The 17,235-nt window shown below is 64.0% G+C and carries 17 protein-coding genes and 1 tRNA gene; 7 read left to right on the top strand and 11 right to left on the bottom strand.

All coding sequences use genetic code 11. From position 1 onward, the window contains the following. Nucleotides 1-15: 15 nt before the first annotated feature. Nucleotides 16-492 (bottom strand): DUF6314 family protein, encoded by a 477-nt coding sequence (locus tag NG701_RS01915; RefSeq protein ID WP_252564004.1) that lies wholly within the window; start codon nucleotides 490-492, stop codon nucleotides 16-18. A 1-nt stretch (nucleotide 493) separates the two neighbouring features. Beyond that, nucleotides 494-566, bottom strand: a tRNA-Arg gene (locus NG701_RS01910). 83 nt (nucleotides 567-649) lie between these two features. On the opposite strand from NG701_RS01910, the gene NG701_RS01905 reads away from it, so the two are divergent. Further along, nucleotides 650-1,417, top strand: a complete 768-nt coding sequence (locus NG701_RS01905) for a DUF998 domain-containing protein (RefSeq protein WP_252564001.1) — start codon at nucleotides 650-652, stop codon at nucleotides 1,415-1,417. A gap of 56 nt (nucleotides 1,418-1,473) precedes the next feature. On the opposite strand, the gene NG701_RS01900 is transcribed toward NG701_RS01905, so the two are convergent. After that, nucleotides 1,474-2,103: a hypothetical protein gene (locus NG701_RS01900; RefSeq protein ID WP_252563999.1), complete on the bottom strand. Its 630-nt coding sequence runs from the start codon at nucleotides 2,101-2,103 to the stop codon at nucleotides 1,474-1,476. A 32-nt stretch (nucleotides 2,104-2,135) separates the two neighbouring features. Between NG701_RS01900 and NG701_RS01895 the strand changes: the two genes are divergently transcribed. The 6 genes from NG701_RS01895 (at nucleotide 2,136) to sucD (ending at nucleotide 10,113) form a co-directional block, all read left to right on the top strand. Then, nucleotides 2,136-2,981: an inositol monophosphatase family protein gene (locus tag NG701_RS01895; RefSeq protein WP_252563996.1), complete on the top strand. Its 846-nt coding sequence runs from the start codon at nucleotides 2,136-2,138 to the stop codon at nucleotides 2,979-2,981. Nucleotides 2,982-3,079: 98 nt separating this feature from the next. Further along, complete coding sequence (gene pcrA / locus NG701_RS01890; protein WP_252563994.1) at nucleotides 3,080-5,647, top strand: DNA helicase PcrA; 2,568 nt, start codon at nucleotides 3,080-3,082, stop codon at nucleotides 5,645-5,647. 132 nt (nucleotides 5,648-5,779) lie between these two features. Next, entirely contained in the window at nucleotides 5,780-7,081 is a 1,302-nt protein-coding gene (locus NG701_RS01885; protein ID WP_252563991.1) for a glycosyltransferase, read from the top strand. Nucleotides 7,082-7,099: 18 nt separating this feature from the next. After that, nucleotides 7,100-7,807: a hypothetical protein gene (locus NG701_RS01880; RefSeq protein ID WP_252563988.1), complete on the top strand. Its 708-nt coding sequence runs from the start codon at nucleotides 7,100-7,102 to the stop codon at nucleotides 7,805-7,807. Between the two features lie 222 nt (nucleotides 7,808-8,029). After that, nucleotides 8,030-9,199, top strand: coding sequence for an ADP-forming succinate--CoA ligase subunit beta (sucC, locus tag NG701_RS01875; protein ID WP_252563985.1), 1,170 nt, complete (start codon nucleotides 8,030-8,032; stop codon nucleotides 9,197-9,199). An 11-nt stretch (nucleotides 9,200-9,210) separates the two neighbouring features. Further along, on the top strand, nucleotides 9,211-10,113 hold the full coding sequence (gene sucD / locus NG701_RS01870) for a succinate--CoA ligase subunit alpha (RefSeq protein WP_058929951.1): 903 nt from the start codon (nucleotides 9,211-9,213) through the stop codon (nucleotides 10,111-10,113). An 87-nt stretch (nucleotides 10,114-10,200) separates the two neighbouring features. Here the strand turns inward: sucD and rbsD are convergent, their stop codons facing one another. The 8 genes from rbsD to NG701_RS01830 form a co-directional block, all read right to left on the bottom strand. Then, nucleotides 10,201-10,584, bottom strand: a complete 384-nt coding sequence (gene rbsD, locus NG701_RS01865; RefSeq protein ID WP_252563982.1) for a D-ribose pyranase — start codon at nucleotides 10,582-10,584, stop codon at nucleotides 10,201-10,203. Further along, nucleotides 10,581-11,507, bottom strand: coding sequence for a ribokinase (locus NG701_RS01860; RefSeq protein ID WP_252563979.1), 927 nt, complete (start codon nucleotides 11,505-11,507; stop codon nucleotides 10,581-10,583). Before NG701_RS01860 ends, rbsD begins: the two co-directional genes overlap by 4 nt. Further along, a complete protein-coding gene (locus tag NG701_RS01855) occupies nucleotides 11,504-12,448 on the bottom strand; it encodes a substrate-binding domain-containing protein (RefSeq protein WP_252563976.1) in 945 nt (314 codons plus the stop codon). The genes NG701_RS01860 and NG701_RS01855 overlap by 4 nt, the downstream gene beginning before the upstream one ends. Before the next feature lie 61 nt (nucleotides 12,449-12,509). After that, nucleotides 12,510-13,481: an ABC transporter permease gene (locus NG701_RS01850; RefSeq protein WP_252563974.1), complete on the bottom strand. Its 972-nt coding sequence runs from the start codon at nucleotides 13,479-13,481 to the stop codon at nucleotides 12,510-12,512. A 62-nt stretch (nucleotides 13,482-13,543) separates the two neighbouring features. After that, nucleotides 13,544-15,097 carry a sugar ABC transporter ATP-binding protein gene (locus NG701_RS01845; RefSeq protein WP_252563972.1) on the bottom strand — a complete coding sequence of 518 codons (1,554 nt, stop codon included), beginning with the start codon at nucleotides 15,095-15,097 and terminating at the stop codon, nucleotides 13,544-13,546. A gap of 1 nt (nucleotide 15,098) precedes the next feature. Then, a complete protein-coding gene (locus NG701_RS01840) occupies nucleotides 15,099-16,130 on the bottom strand; it encodes a LacI family DNA-binding transcriptional regulator (protein ID WP_252563969.1) in 1,032 nt (343 codons plus the stop codon). Nucleotides 16,131-16,343: 213 nt separating this feature from the next. Continuing rightward, nucleotides 16,344-16,826, bottom strand: a complete 483-nt coding sequence (locus tag NG701_RS01835) for an SRPBCC family protein (protein ID WP_252563966.1) — start codon at nucleotides 16,824-16,826, stop codon at nucleotides 16,344-16,346. Then, nucleotides 16,823-17,146 (bottom strand): ArsR/SmtB family transcription factor, encoded by a 324-nt coding sequence (locus tag NG701_RS01830; protein WP_252563964.1) that lies wholly within the window; start codon nucleotides 17,144-17,146, stop codon nucleotides 16,823-16,825. Before NG701_RS01830 ends, NG701_RS01835 begins: the two co-directional genes overlap by 4 nt. Between the last annotated feature and the right edge of the window lie 89 nt (nucleotides 17,147-17,235).

Genomic DNA, 17,235 nt, shown 5'->3' with positions numbered 1-17,235 from the left:
GCCTAGCGTGCCGCTTCAGACTTGCCGCTTCAGGGCCGACGTCAGCAGCAGGTCCTTGCGCGGGCCGGTCACATCCCAGGTGTAGCTGAACGTGTCCGGGTCCGCATAGGTGTAGGCCACGCGGTAAATATCGGGATCGCACCAGTGCTGGTCCAGGTTGGCTTCCGGCGTGAAGCTCATCCGGTGGAAGGGCCGCCCGTCGGCAAAATACACGTCCAGGGCGTCGGGCCGGTCGGCGGGTTTCAGGACGTATTCGCGGGAGGCGGGGCCGGTAAAGTTGGGCCAGCGCATGGTGCCTTCTTCACGGAAGGCCAGGCCGCCGTCGTCCGCGGGGGAAAAGCGTACGACGCCGGAAAAGGTTCCGCGGGTGCCGGCCGCCCGGTCCACCAGTTGCCGTTCAACGGCCCAGCTTCCCTCAACGGACAAGTTCCCGGCCGGCGAGGGGCCGAGCAGGTAGGCGCGGAGGTCGAACTCCGGTGAAGGAAGATTCAAGTGCCCTCGATTGGAATCGAACCAACGACACCGGCTTTAGGAGAGCCGTGCTCTATCCACTGAGCTACGAGGGCGCATGTCCGCTGTTCCGGCAGGGCCGGTCCGTCCGGACACGGATACAAGCATACAAGGTGGTGGGCCGTACTACGCTCTTGGCATGAGATCAGCCCCGACGTCCGCCCCCGCCGTGGCATTCCTCCCGGACACCGCCTCCACCCGCCAGTACATCGGCGCCTGGTCCGTCCTGAGCGTCCTGCAGTATTTTGTGGCGGAAGCGGCCGTGATCGGCGCCTGGGGCGGGCCGCAGCCCTACGACCGCCGGACCGGATACATCAGCGACCTCGGCGCGCTTCACTGCGGGATCTACGACGGACGGGATGTGTGTTCGCCGCTGCATTGGCTGATGAACGCCTCGTTTGTGGTCCAGGGGCTGGGCATGCTGGTCGGTGCGCTGCTGCTGGGTTCGGGGCTGCTCTGTGTCGCCGCCCGGGCAGGGGCCCGGGTCCAGCCGGGGCGCCGGAAACCCTGGCAGGCGGCGGTCGCCGTGCGGGTCCTGACCGGTACTGCCGGTGCGGGGACCATGATCGTGGGCCTGGTGCCGGAGGACGTCGGCTCCGGCTGGCATTTCGTCGGCGCGTTGATGTACTTCCTTGCCGGCGCGCTGGCGTTGGTGCTGCTCGGGGCGTTATGGCTGCGGCAGACTCCGCTGGGGTGGTTCGTGCTGGTGTGCGGGCTGGTGTCCCTCGCCGCGCTGGTCACAGGCGGGCTGACAGGCCTGGATGTTCCGGAGCCGGGCACCCTGGAGCGGCTGATGGGTTATCCGGTCACCGTGGGCGTGGCAGCGGCGGGCCTGGTGATCGCCCAGCGTATGCACCGGCACCGCAGGGAGGGGCGCGCTACCGTCACCATATCGATTGCTCCGTAAGCGCCGTTTAGGGGCTCAAAAGGGCCGTTACGGAGCAACCGATGAGGTGGAGTGAGTCAGTTGGCCGTTTTTGCGGGCTTTTTGCGCAGGAACACTGCCGCTGCCCCGGCCAGCAGGCTGAGGACGAACAGTACCCACCCCGCAACGGTGAGCGTGGACGCCAAGGCGACCTGGCCGGCGTCGGCCGTTTCCGAAGCCAGTGCGGCATCGATGGCGACATTGCCCCACAGCCGGACCACCACAAACAGCAGCGGCACCGCCCAGAGTGCCCAGCGGAGGGTCTTCTTGGCGACGTTGGTCCCGATCAGCAGCAGCCAGGTGAAGCCGAAAATGAGCGGGAACAGGGTGCCTGCGGTCTTGTGGACGTAGTTGAGCTGGCCGCGGGCGTCGTTGTCCATGGCGGCGTTCAATTGGCCAACGTAGCCGGCGTCAAAACCTCCCACGAGCGAGTCCGGCATGGCCAGGCCGCCGGAGAGCTGGGTGAGCTGCTGGAGCGTGAGCAGGTGGACGTACCAGAACAGGAAAAGGCTGACAACGACGCCCGCGATGAGGATCAGGTTGGTGTTGTTCTGGGCCTTCTGCGGCGAACGGCTGGTGGTGGGGTTGATGACCGGCGGAAGGCTGTGCTGCGGAACAGTCGCCTTCGTGCCGTGCTTTTTGATCCGCTGCGCTGGGGTTTTGGCCATGGCACCATTATCCCGCCACCTAAACTGGGTCCATGACCACTGGCCGGCACAGCGCCCTTGAACTTGACCCCGCCCTGGACGACTATCAGCTGGCATCCGCATTGGTGCGCGAAGCCGGGCAACTGGCGCTCCTGATGCGCATGGCCGGGCTCCAGTCGCAGCAGAAAACCTCCATCTCCGACGTGGTGACCGCCGCGGACCACGCTGCGGAAGCCTACGTGCTGGGTCAGTTGCAGCGCTGCCGGCCGGAGGATGGCATCGTGGGCGAAGAGGGCGCCGCGGTGGCCGGCACCAGCGGCCGCACCTGGGTGATCGACCCCGTGGACGGCACCTACAACTTCCTGCACGGATCTACGTACTGGTGCTCGGCCCTCGCGCTGAAGGACTCGTCCGATGTGCTGCTCGGCGCGATTTTCCAGCCCGAGGAGGACAAACTCTGGCTCGGCGGCACGGCCCACGCGGCCACGCTGAATGGCGAAGTGCTGACCGCCTACCGGGACACGGGCGCTGTTCAGGACGGCGGGACGCGCAACGCAACCGCGCTCGCCGAACTCGGCGCAGCCACCTACATCCACCCCACCTGGCTCATGGATCCGCTCTGCGCCATGCCTTGGCACGCTGCGGCCACCTCCGCCGCGGCGCTGCGGATGTTCGGGTCCGGGTCCTGCGACCTGGGCAGGGTGGCCGATGGCCAGCTGGGATGCTGGTTCCAGCACAGCTGCCCGGAATGGGACTGGCTGCCCGGCAAGGCGATCGTCCGGGCCGCCGGCGGCGCCACGGACACGGCCCGGATCAACGGCCTGGACTGGTTTATGGCGGGAGGCACGACGGCGGTGCGGGAGTTGCGTGCGGCCCTTGAGTCGGGCTCGGTGGCCTGAGTCCGGGCCGGCCTTTGCGTGCTTCCGGGGTTGGGGTGGCGGTGTTATCCACAGGCTGGACCTAACTGTCAGCCCCACCGCCTAGACTTGTAGGCACCATGGATATGTTGTTTGACCCGTACTCTGACGGACCGTTCAAGGCCGCCGCGCCAGCCTCCGCCCGCACCAAGTCGCGCCCGGAAGGCCTTGCCGCGGCCGCCGAATTCGGTGGCGGCGGGCCGGGCGGCGGGTCCGAACACGCAGCAGAACAGGGCGCCCAGCGCACGGGCGGCTGGGCCAACCAGCAGCCCTCGCATGACGGCAACGGCGAGCCGGCCCACCACCGGCCGAATGCCGAGGAACTCCTTCAGGGGCTTAACCCGCAGCAGGAGGAGGCCGTTAAGCATGCCGGCGGCGCCCTGCTGATCGTGGCCGGCGCCGGCTCGGGAAAGACCCGCGTCCTCAGCAACCGGATCGCGTACCTCATTGCCACGCACCGCGCGCATCACGGTGAGATCCTGGCCATCACGTTCACCAACAAGGCGGCCGCCGAGATGCGGGAGCGCATCGCGGCGCTCGTGGGTGGACGGGCCAAGATCATGTGGATCTCCACGTTCCACTCTTCCTGCGTGCGTATCCTGCGCCAGGAGGCCGCCAACGTCGGCCGGAAGTCGAACTTCTCCATCTACGACTCCGCGGACTCGCTGCGGCTGGTCATCCAGGTCTCCAAGAGCCTGGACCTGGACCCCAAGAAGTTCGCGCCCAAGGCCATCCAGCACAAGATCTCCGCGCTCAAGAACGAGCTCATCGACGCCGATTCCTACGCGTCCTCCGCGAACTACAACGATCCCTTCGAGTCCGCCGTGGCTGACGTCTTCAAGGGCTACACCCAGCGGCTGCGCCAGGCCAACGCCATGGACTTCGATGACCTCATCGCCGAGACGGTCTACATGTTCCGTGCCTTCCCGGCGCTGGCCGATTCCTACCGGCGGCGTTTCCGGCACGTCCTCGTGGACGAATACCAGGACACCAACCACGCCCAGTACGCCCTGGTCCGCGAGATTGTGGGTGAAGGCCCCGGTGCGTCCGAACTCACTGTCGTGGGCGACTCCGACCAGTCCATCTACGCCTTCCGCGGTGCCGACATCCGCAACATCGTGGAGTTCGAAAAGGACTACCCGGACGCCCGCACCATCAAACTGGAGCAGAACTACCGTTCCACGCAGAACATCCTCAGCGCGGCCAACTCCGTGATCTCACGCAACCCTAACCGCCCCGACAAGCGGCTGTGGACCGCCGAGGGCGAGGGCCATAAGATCGTCGGCTATGTGGGCGAGAACGAGCACGCCGAGGCCCAGTTCATTGCCAAGGAGATTGACCGGCTCCAGGACGAGGACAACCTCCGCCCCGGTGATGTCGCCATTTTCTACCGCACCAACGCGCAGTCCCGTTCCATTGAGGACGTGCTGGTCCGGGTAGGCCTGCCTTACAAGGTGGTGGGCGGCACCCGCTTCTACGACCGCAAGGAAATCAAGGACGCCCTCGCGTACCTCCGGGTTCTGGTGAACCCGGACGACGACGTCAACCTGCGCCGGGTGCTCAACGAACCCAAGCGCGGCATTGGTGACCGCGCCGAAGGTGCCGTGGCCGCACTGGCCGAGCGCGAACGGATGTCGTTCATGGCCGCCGCCCGGCGGGCTGAAGAAGCTCCCGGCATGGCCACCCGTTCCGTCAACGCCGTCCTCGGGTTTGTGAAACTGCTGGACGACCTCGCAGAGGTTGCCTCCGGTTCAGGCGCCGCCGCCGCGCTGGAGGCCGTCCTGGAACAGACCGGCTACCTCGCCGGGCTGCGTTCCAGCACTGATCCACAGGACGAGTCCCGCGTGGAGAACCTGGCGGAACTCGTCGCCGTCGTACGTGAATACGAACAGGAGAACCCGGAAGGGTCCCTGGGCGCGTTCCTGGAACAGGTGTCCCTGGTGGCTGATGCGGACCAGATCCCGGACGCGCCGGGGGCGGACATCGACGCCGCCGTGGCCGAAGCCAAACGCCTGGGGGTGGTCACGCTCATGACCCTCCACACCGCCAAGGGGCTCGAATTTCCGGTGGTGTTCCTGACCGGTATGGAACACGGGCTGTTCCCGCACCAGCGCTCGGCCACGGACCCCAAGGAACTCGCCGAGGAACGCCGGCTGGCCTACGTGGGCCTGACCCGCGCGCGCAAGCGCCTCTATGTCACCCGGTCCGAAGTCCGCAGCATGTGGGGCCAAAGCCAGTACAACCCGGCCAGCCAGTTCCTCGAGGAAATTCCGGCCGAGCTGCTGGACTGGAAACGCGAAGGCACCAGCCGGCAGTCCGGCGGGTGGGGGAGCAGCAGCGCGTCGATCGGTTCCAGCCGTTACGGCGGATCCTTCTGGGGCGCCGGCACGTCCCGCGGCGCGGCCGCCGATTCGTCGGCGGGCTTCAACGCGGACATTCCCGCAGCCATCGCCAAGAACCGCGTCCAGCCGCAGAAGGAGATTGTGGCCGTCAGTGTGGGCGACAAGGTCAACCACACCAGCTTCGGCAACGGCACGGTGCTGGCGCTGGAAGGCGCGGGGGACAAGACGGTGGCCAAGGTGAAGTTCGACGTCGGCGAGAAGCGTCTCCTGCTCCGGTACGCGCCGCTCACAAAGCTCGACGCCTGACCACGCCTGCCCTTGTCCGGGTACCCCGGCTGGCTTAAAGTTCAGGAACGCGCGGTACCCGGGAAACAGCCGGTAGCCGGGGAACCGGTGAAGCGCAGGCCACTTGAGCACAGCAGATTCGGGGGCGCCACCGTGAAGATCCTGTTCGCCAGCCAGGCCATTGACGGCCATTTCAACCCCATGACGGGCGTGGCGATGCGGCTCAAGGACCGCGGCCACGAGGTGGCTTGGTACACGGGTCCGGTCTATGCGGACAGGCTCGGCGGCATGGGAATCCAGCACTTCCCCTTCCGCAGGGCCATCGAGCACCGCGCGGATAACCTCAATGAGCTCTATCCGGAGCGGGCCAAGCTCAAGGGCCCACGGGCCATCGGCTTCGACGGCGAGAAGATTTTCGCCAGCAACGTCAGCCACTTCTTCGAGGACATCCGCGAGGTCGCGCAGCAGAATCCCTTCGACGTTCTTGTGGCTGACAGTTCCATGTTCATTCACCGGCTCGTCTCCCACTTGATGGGCAAGCCGGTGGTGAATTTTGTTGCGATCCCCAACATGGAAAGCGACCCGCAGGTGCCGCCGCTTTTCTTCGGGTTCCGGCCGCCCCGCAATCCCGTGGAGAAAGCGGTCCAGGGCCTGGCGGGCCTGCTGTCCGACAAGGTCATCCTTCGGCCGGCCAGTCAAAGCTACCGCCGGCAGCATGCCGCCTACGGCCAGGCTGTTCCGCGGGGAGGTCGGCTGGCGGACGAACCTTATCGGTGCTCGGACGCCATTATCCAGACCGGCACGGAATCCCTCGATTTCCCGCGGCGCCGGGTCAACGCCAAAGTGCACTACGTCGGGGCGCTCCTGCCATACCGGGCGGCTGGGCAGGCGCCCGCCGGTCCTGGTGGGGGCGGCGGCTTTCCCCGGTCCTATCCCGCAACACTCGTTGTCACCCAGGGAACTGTGGACAACGTGGACCAGGACAAACTCATCGTTCCGTCGCTTGAGGCGGTCAAGGACATGGATGCGTTGGTCATCGTGGCAACCGGCGGGCACGGCACCGAAGAGTTGAAGGCCCGGTACGCGCAGCCCAACGTGGTGGTCCGGGACTACGTGGACTTCGCGGAGGTCTTTGACTTCACGGATGTCTTAATCACCAACGGCGGATTTGGCGGTGTGCAGCTGAGCCTGTCCAAGGGGGTTCCCTTGGTGGTTTCGGGCATCAACGAGGGCAAAAGTGACGTCAACGCCCGGGTGGAACACGCCGGCGTCGGCATTAACCTCAGGACAGAGTCACCCAAGCCCGCCGACATAGCCGCTGCAGTTCGAAAGGTCCTGGCGGATCCCGGCTGGAAATCCCGCGCCCGGACGATGCAGGAGCAGTTCGACCGTGAGGATCCCGCCGAAGCTGCTGCCGCCGTCGTAGAGGCCGCGGGCAGGCGTACGCCGGGCTGAGGCCGCTACCGGGGCATAATGGGTGCCATGCGACGGACTGTATTGGGGATCCTGGCCGCCTTCTTCCTGCTGGCGGGCACTGCCTGCAGCATCACCACCGAGGACCCGGGCTATGTGGCCCCGCCGCCGCTGCCGGCCATGGAACAACTCGAACAGGCGGCCGTGGCGGACCCCGCCGCGTTCAGGGCCAGCGGGGACGTGCTGTCCTTCATCACGGAGGACCGGAACATTGTGTGTTCCCTGACGTCGGCGCGCGGGGAACACCTTAACCTCCCGTATGAGTCGAACAGCTTCAGCGATGCAGCCAACAACAAGCTCGCCACCGTCCCCGTGGCGCATTGCGAGCTTGCCGGTTATCCCAAGCCTGCTGCGGGCGACGTCAAGGACGACTGTGCCGGCACCGGCCTGGGCTATCTGGGCGGAACGGCGCTGCTCACCCCGGACAAGGCAACGTACGGGGAGTGCCGTTCCGGCGTCACACAAATGGAGGCAGCCTACGGACCCAAAGGAAACAAGAGCGGCCCGCTGACGGAACTGCGGGTCCTCGCCGAGGGCCAGAACCTGGAACGGAACGGGCTGCGCTGTTCGGCCCATAACGGCGGCGTGGCGTGCGGAAACGTCTCGGCCGGCGTCGGATTCTTTGTGGCCCAGGGCCGCTACGAACTTATTTCCAAGGACGCGGCAACAGCCTCCCCGGCACCCGTGGAGGCCTCAAAAACCCCGTAATCTAGGCGTTTTTCTACGCTCCATAGAATAGTGTCGTTACTCACATAAGCGGTAGTGTGGAACGGGCCGGTCCTCTGAGAGGGCTAGAGTTCCGAATGGAGCATTGCGCTGTGGGGCCCGTTTCCGGACGGGTCGCAGGTGCAGGCAATCCGCAGCCCGGTCATCGTCTTCGGCGGTGCCCGACTGTACAGAAACTACTTCGACGTAGAAGGACACTAAACCGTGGACCTGTTTGAATACCAGGCGCGCGATATGTTCGAGGCGCACGGTGTACCCGTGCTTGCCGGCATCGTGGCGTACACCCCAGAAGAAGCAAAGGCAGCTGCCGAGAAAATCGGCGGCGTAACTGTCGTTAAGGCCCAGGTTAAGGCCGGTGGCCGCGGTAAGGCTGGCGGCGTCAAGGTTGCCAAGACCGCCGATGAGGCGTTTGAGCACTCCACCAACATCCTGGGCATGGACATCAAGGGCCACACCGTCAACAAGGTGATGATTGCCCAAGGTGCCGACATTGCCGAGGAGTACTACTTCTCCGTCCTGCTGGACCGGGCCAACCGCAACTACCTGGCCATGTGCTCGGTAGAAGGCGGCATGGAAATCGAACAGCTCGCCGTCGAACGCCCTGAGGCGCTCGCCAAGATCGCCATCGACCCCGCTGTGGGCATCGACCAGGCCAAGGCTGACGAAATCGTCGCAGCTGCAGGCTTCGATGAGGAACTGCGCGGCAAGGTCGCCGCCGTGATCCTCAAGCTCTGGGACGTCTTCAAGAAGGAAGACGCCACCCTCGTTGAGGTCAACCCGCTCGTCAAGACCGGCGCCGGCGACATCGTGGCACTGGACGGCAAGGTCTCCCTCGACGAGAACGCCGACTTCCGCCACGCCAAGCACGCCCTCCTTGAAGACAAGGACGCTGCAGATCCGCTCGAGGCCAAGGCCAAGGCGCAGGACCTGAACTACGTCAAGCTGGACGGCTCCGTGGGCATCATCGGCAACGGTGCAGGCCTGGTCATGTCCACCCTGGACGTTGTTGCCTACGCCGGTGAAAACCACGGCAACGTCAAGCCCGCCAACTTCCTGGACATCGGCGGTGGAGCTTCCGCCGAGATCATGGCTGCCGGCCTCGACGTCATCCTGGGCGACCCGCAGGTCAAGTCCGTGTTCGTGAACGTCTTCGGTGGCATCACCGCGTGTGACGCCGTCGCCAAGGGCATCGTTGGTGCGCTGGCCGAGCTGGGCCACTCCGCGAACAAGCCGCTGGTAGTCCGCCTCGACGGCAACAACGTTGAGGAAGGCCGCCGCATCCTGGCCGAGGCCAACCACCCGCTGGTTACCCTGGCCGCCACCATGGACGAGGGCGCCGACAAGGCCGCCGAGCTCGCCAACGCAGCTAAGTAAAGGGACGCACCATGTCTATCTATCTGAACAAGGACTCCAAGGTCATCGTCCAGGGCATCACCGGCGGCGAAGGCACCAAGCACACCGCCCTGATGCTGAAGGCCGGCACCAACATTGTTGGTGGCGTCAACGCTCGTAAGGCCGGCACCACGGTCCTGCACGGCGACACCGAGATCACCGTTTTTGGCACCGTGAAGGAAGCCATGGCTGAAACCGGCGCCGACGTCTCCATCGTCTTCGTCCCGCCGGCATTCACCAAGAACGCCGTGGTTGAGGCCATCGAGGCAGGCATCGGCCTGGTCGTCGTCATCACCGAAGGCGTGCCGGTCCAGGATTCCGCCGAGTTCTGGGCACTGGCCCAGTCCACGGTTGACGCCGACGGCAAGCAGGTCACCCGCATCATCGGCCCGAACTGCCCCGGCATCATCACGCCGGGCGAAGCGCTGGTTGGCATCACGCCGGCCAACATCACGGGCAAGGGCCCCATCGGCCTGGTTTCCAAGTCCGGAACCCTGACCTACCAGATGATGTACGAACTGCGCGACCTGGGCTTCTCCACCGCCATCGGCATCGGCGGCGACCCCGTCATCGGCACCACGCACATCGACGCCCTGGCCGCGTTCGAAGCTGACCCCGAGACCAAGGCGATCGTGATGATCGGCGAAATCGGTGGCGACGCTGAAGAGCGTGCTGCCGACTACATCAAGGCACACGTCACCAAGCCGGTTGTTGGCTACGTTGCCGGCTTCACCGCTCCCGAAGGCAAGACCATGGGCCATGCCGGCGCCATCGTCTCCGGTTCCGCTGGAACCGCCCAGGCCAAGAAGGAAGCCCTCGAGGCTGCCGGCGTGAAGGTCGGCAAAACGCCGTCCGAGACCGCCAAGCTGCTGCGCGAAGTTTTCGCAACGCTCTAGCACCGTTTGTAGAAATAACAACGGCGGCTGCCCACCTTCTTGAAGCGAAGGTGGGCAGCCGCCGTTGAACTTTAAGCGGAAATCAATCTAGAAGGGAACGCCGCATTCGAGCAGAACGTTGGCGTACGGGGTTGCCTCGCCCGTGCGGATGAACAGTTTGGCAGAGCCGGACAGCTCCTTGAGCTCCTTGTGGCTGACGTAGCTCACCTGCTCAAAGCGGCTGCTGACCCACCCTTCCGCCTCGGTGCCGCGGACCTCCTGGGCCATGATGCTGCCTTCAAAGACGAGATCGTCCAGGAGAGCAGTCAGTACCTGTTCGAAACGGGGCACACCATGGATGAGTGCCAGATCCACCACCGGAACACCGGCGGGCGCCGGCATGCCGCAGTCCGCCAACAGCACCAGATCTCCGTGCCCCAGGCGGCTCACGGCCGCGTTGAGCTCGGCATGCAGAATTCCGCCGCGTTTCACTGCGCCGGCTGCGGAAGGAGATCGGACAGCTTCGGGTACGAAGGCTGGGTTCCGTGGCCCTGCACCGCGAAGGCGCCGACTTTGGCCGCAAAGGCCGAAGCGTCCAGCAGCGACTCTCCGGCAGCTAGGCGGACGCTGAGGGCGCCGACAAAAGCATCGCCTGCGCCGGAGCTGTCCACAGCGCTGACCCGCGGGGCAGGCACGACGAACGTGCCGGCGTCGTCCGAACAAATGGCGCCGCTGGCGCCTCGGGTCAGCACAACTGAAGCTATGCCCTGCGCCCGGAGCGCACTGACCAATGCTTCGTCATCGGCGGGATCTACCGCCTCCGGATCCAGCTGTGAAAGCACCAGCTCGCCCTCGTGTTCATTGACCACCAGGGGATTTGCCGAGCGGATGACGGCAACGTCAATGGACACAACCGGAGCCAGATTCAAGAGCACCCGGCCGGATGCCAACGCGGCCGCTGCAGCGATTCCGTCGGCGGGAATTTCACCCTGCAAAACCACGACGGCGGCTTCCGCTATCTGCGCCGCTGCAGCCTGAACGGCTTGAGCGTCCATCGAGGCGTTGGCGCCGGGGATAACCACGATGGTGTTTTCGCCGCCGTCCGCTACACAGATGAGCGCCAGCCCGGTTGGGCCGTCCACCGTCCTGACACCACCTAGATCCACGCCCGCCTTGCCCAGCAGACTTGTGGCCAGGGCGGCGCTTGCATCGCCTCCCACCGCCCCAACGAGGCTAACAGTGGCCCCCAACTGAGCGGCGGCCACGGCCTGATTGGCGCCTTTGCCGCCGGGCAGCAGCATGATAGAGCTGCCCAGCAGGGTCTCGCCCGGGAGCGGATGGCGCCCTACCCGGACCACCTGATCAATGTTGATGGAACCGACTACGGTGACTTTCCCGGCCTGCTGTTCTGTCACTTGCTGAATTCGCCAACGTTGGCTTTGTTCACGGTGACAACGCTTACCGGTACGGCCGCTTCAACCTTTTCACCTTTGAGGATCTTGGCGATCTGCTCGACTGCCAGCTGCCCCAATTTCGCCGGCTGCTGGGCAATGGTGGCCACGAGGGTGCCCTTCTTGATGGCTGCAAGCCCATCCCTGGTGCCGTCAAAGCCTACGACCTTGACATCGGCACCTGCTTTGGCGCCCAGTGCCTGGACAGCGCCCAAAGCCATTTCGTCATTCTCGGCGAAGACACCGGTGACGCCGGGGTTGGCCTGCAACAGGTTGGTGGTGACATCCAGGGCCGCAGTCCGGTCAAAGTTGGCGGTCTGCTGAGCCACGATCTTGATGTCCGGGAATGCCTTCATGCCCTCAGCGAAACCGGCGCCGCGGTCGCGGCTGGCGGAGGTTCCGGCAACACCCTGGAGGACGATGATGCTGCCCTTGTTGCCCAGTGCGGTGGCGAGTTCAATGGCAGCCTGCTTGCCGCCGGCGACGTTGTCGCTGGCCACGAGCGAGCTCAGGGTCACGCCGTTAACCGTGCGGTCCACGGCCACGACGGGAATGTTTGCTTTGGTCAGGGCCGATACGGATGCCGAAGCGGCGTCTGAATCGACCGGGTTGACGATCACGGCTTTCGCACCGGCCGTCTGGGCGTTGGCCAGCTGATTGGCCTGGGTGGCTGAATCGTTCTGGGCATCAACAACATCCAGCTGGATGTTGGCCGTCTTGGCTGCGGCCAAGGCGCCATCGCGGACCTCAACAAAGAACGGGTTGTTCAAGGTGGAAAGGGCCAGAACTGCTTTGGGATTGCTGCCGGTGGCAGAATCGCCGCCTCGGTTGCAGGCTGTGGTTCCTGTGAGGAGCAATGCGGCAGTGGCTGCAATGGCCACGGTGCGGGGGAGTGAGAGCTTCATTGTTCTTTCCTTTTTCCTGGGAGGTTGTTTGTTGTGAGCAGATGAAAGTCGCGGGAGGTTGCTAACTGGAGCGGGTTTTGCGGCGAAGAACGTCGATGCCGACGGCCAGGGCAATGACCAGGCCGATCACTACTTGCTGCCAGAACGATGTGACGTTCAGCAGGTTCAGGCCATTGCGGATGACCACGAGCACGAGTGCTCCGACGATGGTTCCGGAGATTCTCCCGAGACCACCTGCAAGCGATGCTCCACCAATGACGACGGCGGCAATGGCGTCAAGTTCATAGCCCGCAGCGGCCTGCGGCTGGGCTGAGTCCAAGCGGCCGGCGAGCAGCAGGCCGGCCAAGGCAGCGAACAGCCCGGCCAAGGCGAACACGGTCACGGTGATTTGTTTGACTGGCAGGCCGGAAAGCCGGGCAGCCTCGGCATTGCCGCCAACGGCATACATGGAGCGGCCAATGACCGTTCGGTTCAGGATGAAGGAGGCGACTCCGGCAGCGATGACCATCACAATGATGGGTGTGGGGACAGGGCCAATGCTTCCGCCGAGAAAGGAAACTTCCGGAGCGGTTTTGATCGGCTTTCCGTCCGAGATGACGAGCGTCAGGCCGCGGGCGATGCTGAGCATGGCCAAAGTGGCGATGAACGATGGCAGTTTTCCGTAGGAACTGGCTAGGCCATTGACCATGCCAACCACCAAGCCGGTCAGCAGGCCGATCAGGAGTGCGAGCCCACCAGGGAGTCCCGAGGAAACGAACATGTATCCGGAGACCATGGCGCTGAGGGCTGCCACGGAGCCCACTGAAAGGTCAATCCCGCCGGCCACAATGACGAAGGTCATGCCGAACGCGAGGATGGCAATGGTGGAAACCTGAATGCCAATATTCAGGAGGTTAGGGCCGGTGAGGAAATCCGGGGTGATGATGAACAGTGCGAGGGCCAAGACCAACAGGCCCACCAGAGCGCCATTGTTTGCCAGGAACTTCTTGATCTCGAAGCCCGGCTTAGGCTGGGCCTGGGTGGCTGTTGACATTTTGGGTTTCCTTATCTGGTTTGGCGCGTCTTGTGAGTGCAGTGGGGTTGTTGAGGCCTGGTTCATGGCTTTACATCCGTTTGGGGGTCCATATCCCGCGCGGCGAGTGTCATGACGGCGTCCTGCGTGGCATCGGCGGCTGAGAGTTCGCCGGCAATTTCGCCGTCGCGCATCACAAGAATGCGGTCACTCATTCCGAGTACTTCGGGAAGCTCGCTCGACACCATCACGACGGCGCCGCCGGCAGCCGTGATCTGGTTCATCAGTTCGTAAATTTCCACTTTGGCCCCCACATCGACGCCGCGGGTGGGCTCATCCAGCAGCAGAACCGTGGAGCCGGCCATGATCCAGCGGCCGAAGACAGCTTTCTGTTGGTTGCCGCCGGAGAGGGACCTGATGGGTTGGTCGATGTTGTGCATCCGGATCCGCAGGGTCTTGGCAATCTCCTCGGCCTTGCGTCGCTGTCCGGCAAAGTCCGCCAGGCCCAGCTTCGAGCTGGATTTCAACGTTGCGTAGCCAAGGTTTTCGTTCACGGAGGCGTCCAGTACCAGCCCCTGGACCTTACGGTCTTCGGGAACGTGACCGACGCCGGCAGCAATAGCCGCGCCGACGTCGCCTTTGGGGAGCCTCGTGCCGCGTATGCTCACGGTACCGGCGTCGTGGCGGTCGACGCCGGCGATAGCGCGGATGACCTCCGTTCGCCCTGCTCCGACCAGGCCTGCGATTCCGACGATTTCGCCGGCCTTGACGCTGAAGGAGATATCGCTGAACCGACCCTTCGAGCCCAGTCCTTCGACGCTGAGGACGTTCTGGGCTGCGGCGTCCTCCTCAGCGCGTCGAGGAAACTGCTCGTCGATGCTGCGGCCAACCATCAGCCGGACCAGTTCGGCTTCGGGGGTTGAGCCAGGCACCTCGGCGATGAACTCGCCGTCGCGCAGGACACAGACGGAATCGCCGATCTCGGCAATCTCCTCAAGATGATGGCTGATGAACAGCATGCCCACCTGGTGCGTCCGGAGCTCCTCGACGACCCGGAACAGGTTCTCTGTTTCATGCTTGGTAAGGGCCGCCGTCGGCTCATCCAAAATCAGCACCTGGGCGTCAATACTCAACGCCTTGGCAATTTCCACCAGCTGCTGCTGGGCGATTCCCAATTCACCGACCAAAGTGTCGACGTCAACGTTGAGACCAATCCGGTCCAGGGCAGCCTTGGCTTGGCGGCGCAATTCACGCCGGTCCACCATGCCGTACTTCTTCGGTGTGCGCCCCAGCATGATGTTCTCAGCAATACTCATGCTGGGCACCAGATTCAGTTCCTGGTGGATGGTGGCAATGCCATGAGCTTCTGCCGCACGGGTATTGGGGAGCGTGACAGCCTTGCCGCCAATAAGAATCTGACCGTTATCCGGCTGGTAAACGCCGGCCATGATTTTGATCAGAGTGGATTTTCCTGCGCCGTTTTCACCGAGGAGCACCTGTACTTTGCCTGGATAGACATTGACGGTGACGCCTTTGATGACAGCGACTGGGCCGAAGGACTTGCTGATGTTTTTAAGTGTGACCAGCGGCTGGCCCGGGTTCTGCGCGGCGTTGCGGTTGGCGGATTGATCAGTCATATCAGTTATTCCTCTGGGGGTTCAGCGGAGACGGAAAGCGGTGGGAGGAGGACTCGCGGATGATGAGCTCACTTGGCAGCGAGACGGAAGCAGGTTGGCCGCCGCCGATGACGTTCACCAATAGCTCGACGGCAATCCGGCCCATGTCTTCAACGCTGTGCGAAATGACGCTCAACGGCGGATTGAGCAGAGCAAACCAATCGATATTGTCGAACGCAACGAGGGCAATATCATGGCCGATCCGCAGGCCTATCTCATGCAATTTGGAGACGCAACCGGCAGCCATGGGGCTGTCGGCTGCGAGGATGGCCGTGGGCGGGTAGTTGAGCTGAAGCAGCTGTTCAGTGGCGGCGGCGCCGCTGGCAATCTGGAAGTCTCCGAATACTGTCAGCGCCGGGTCCTCATCCAGTCCAGCCGCACGCAGCGCATCAGCGTATGCGCCATAGCGCTCCCGGCCCGTGGAAATCGATTGCGGTCCGGCGATGTAGCCGATCCGCCGGTGCCCCTGGTCCGCAAGGTGCGCCACAGCCTGCTTTATTCCCTCGCGGCTGTCCGTCGTGACGCTGGGGACATCAACACCCTCCACGCTTCGGTCAATAAAAACCATGGGGATCCCGCGGTTGAGAAGTGAACGGATGGAACTGCTGCCGTCACCTTGAGGTGCCACAATCACACCGTCCACACGCTGATCAATGAGCGTATCGAGGAAGCGGTTCTGCTGGTCTTCGAGTTCGTTGGCGTTGCCGAGCAGGATGACGTACCCCGCTTCAAGAGCTGCCTGCTCAACTGCGTGCGCCAGATCGGCGAAAAAGGGGTTGCGCACGTCCGAGACGAGGAGACCAACAACATTGGTTCTGGTGGATCGGAGGCTGCGGGCCTGGGCGTTGGGGCGGAAGTCCAACTGCTCGATGGCCGCGGTAACCTTTGCTCTGGAATCGCTGGACGTCGAGGGGTGTCCGGACAGCACCCGTGATGCCGTGGCAGGGGAGACTCCGGCCAGGGCAGCGACATCCTTGATGGTGACTGTGGACATCGCAGACACTCCTTCGTGTGGGCCTACCCGGCACTGATTCCTGCCAGGTCGTCCATGGAATCGTTTCCATGGAATGGATTCCATGAGTGTAGATCACGGTCTCAGATAGTGTCAAGCATCACTGAGGCCCATGGGTTTTCCCGGCAACAACGACGGCCGGTTACCTTCTCCGGGAAGGTAGCCGGCCGCCGTCGTACTCGTTTAAGGTCTTTTCTAGACCTTGGCGCCGCTGAGCAGTTCGTCGAGCCGCTCGTAGCCCTCGGTCATGCCGCCTTCCATGCCGGACTGCGCCATGCCGTCGCGGGCCTCCTGCGTGGGGTAGACGGAGTGGCCCCGGACGCGGGATCGGCCTTCGCCGAGATCCTCGAAGGTGAGGAACTCGATGCTGACCACGTCGGGGTAGCCGTCGAATTCGAAGGTCTGGATGGCGAATTCGTTCTCGCGGACGGTGTGATAGACGCCGCTGAATTCGTAGGCGACGCCGTCTGGCCCCGTGTGTACGTAGCTGTAGCTGCCGCCGGTCCGGAAATCGAAGTGGTTGAGTTCCATCTTCATGCCACGCGGGCCGAGCCACTGGACGATGAGGTCCGGGTCCTTGTGAGCGCGGAAGACGTCCGCCACCGGGAAGTCGAACTCCCGCTCGAAGTCGATGAAGGGGAGTCCTTCAGGAATGGTGAGATTCAGCGGATTGCTCATGATGATTCCTTTAGGTGGTTGCCGCCGGTTGCGGCATTGGATCTGAGCACGGCATCCAGGCTGCGGAACTGCTCTTCGCGGACCAGCCGGTACTGGTCGATCCACGCTGTGAGAGCCTCCGGCCGTGCGGGATTCAGGTGGACGGGCCGGCGCTGGGCTTCCCAGCTGCGGGTGACGAGCCCCGCCTGCTCAAGGACCTGGATGTGCTTCGAGACCGTCTGTTTGGTGATCGCGAAGGGTTCCGCCAATTCGTTAACTGTGGCCTGCCCGCGGCTGAGCCGGGCGATGATCCGCCGCCGCGCGGGGTCGGCCAGGGCCATAAAGGCCGAGTCCAGGGTGCCGTCGTCGGGTTCATCGTGCTGCAGGCCTTTCTTGATCGGTTAATAAACGAATTTATTGATCAACTATC

This window comes from Pseudarthrobacter cellobiosi, assembly GCF_023913815.1.
GTDB classification, from domain to species: Bacteria; Actinomycetota; Actinomycetes; order Actinomycetales; family Micrococcaceae; genus Arthrobacter; species Arthrobacter cellobiosi.
The sequence above is the reverse complement of the archived record's forward strand: the minus strand, read 5'-3'. Positions and strand labels throughout refer to the sequence as shown.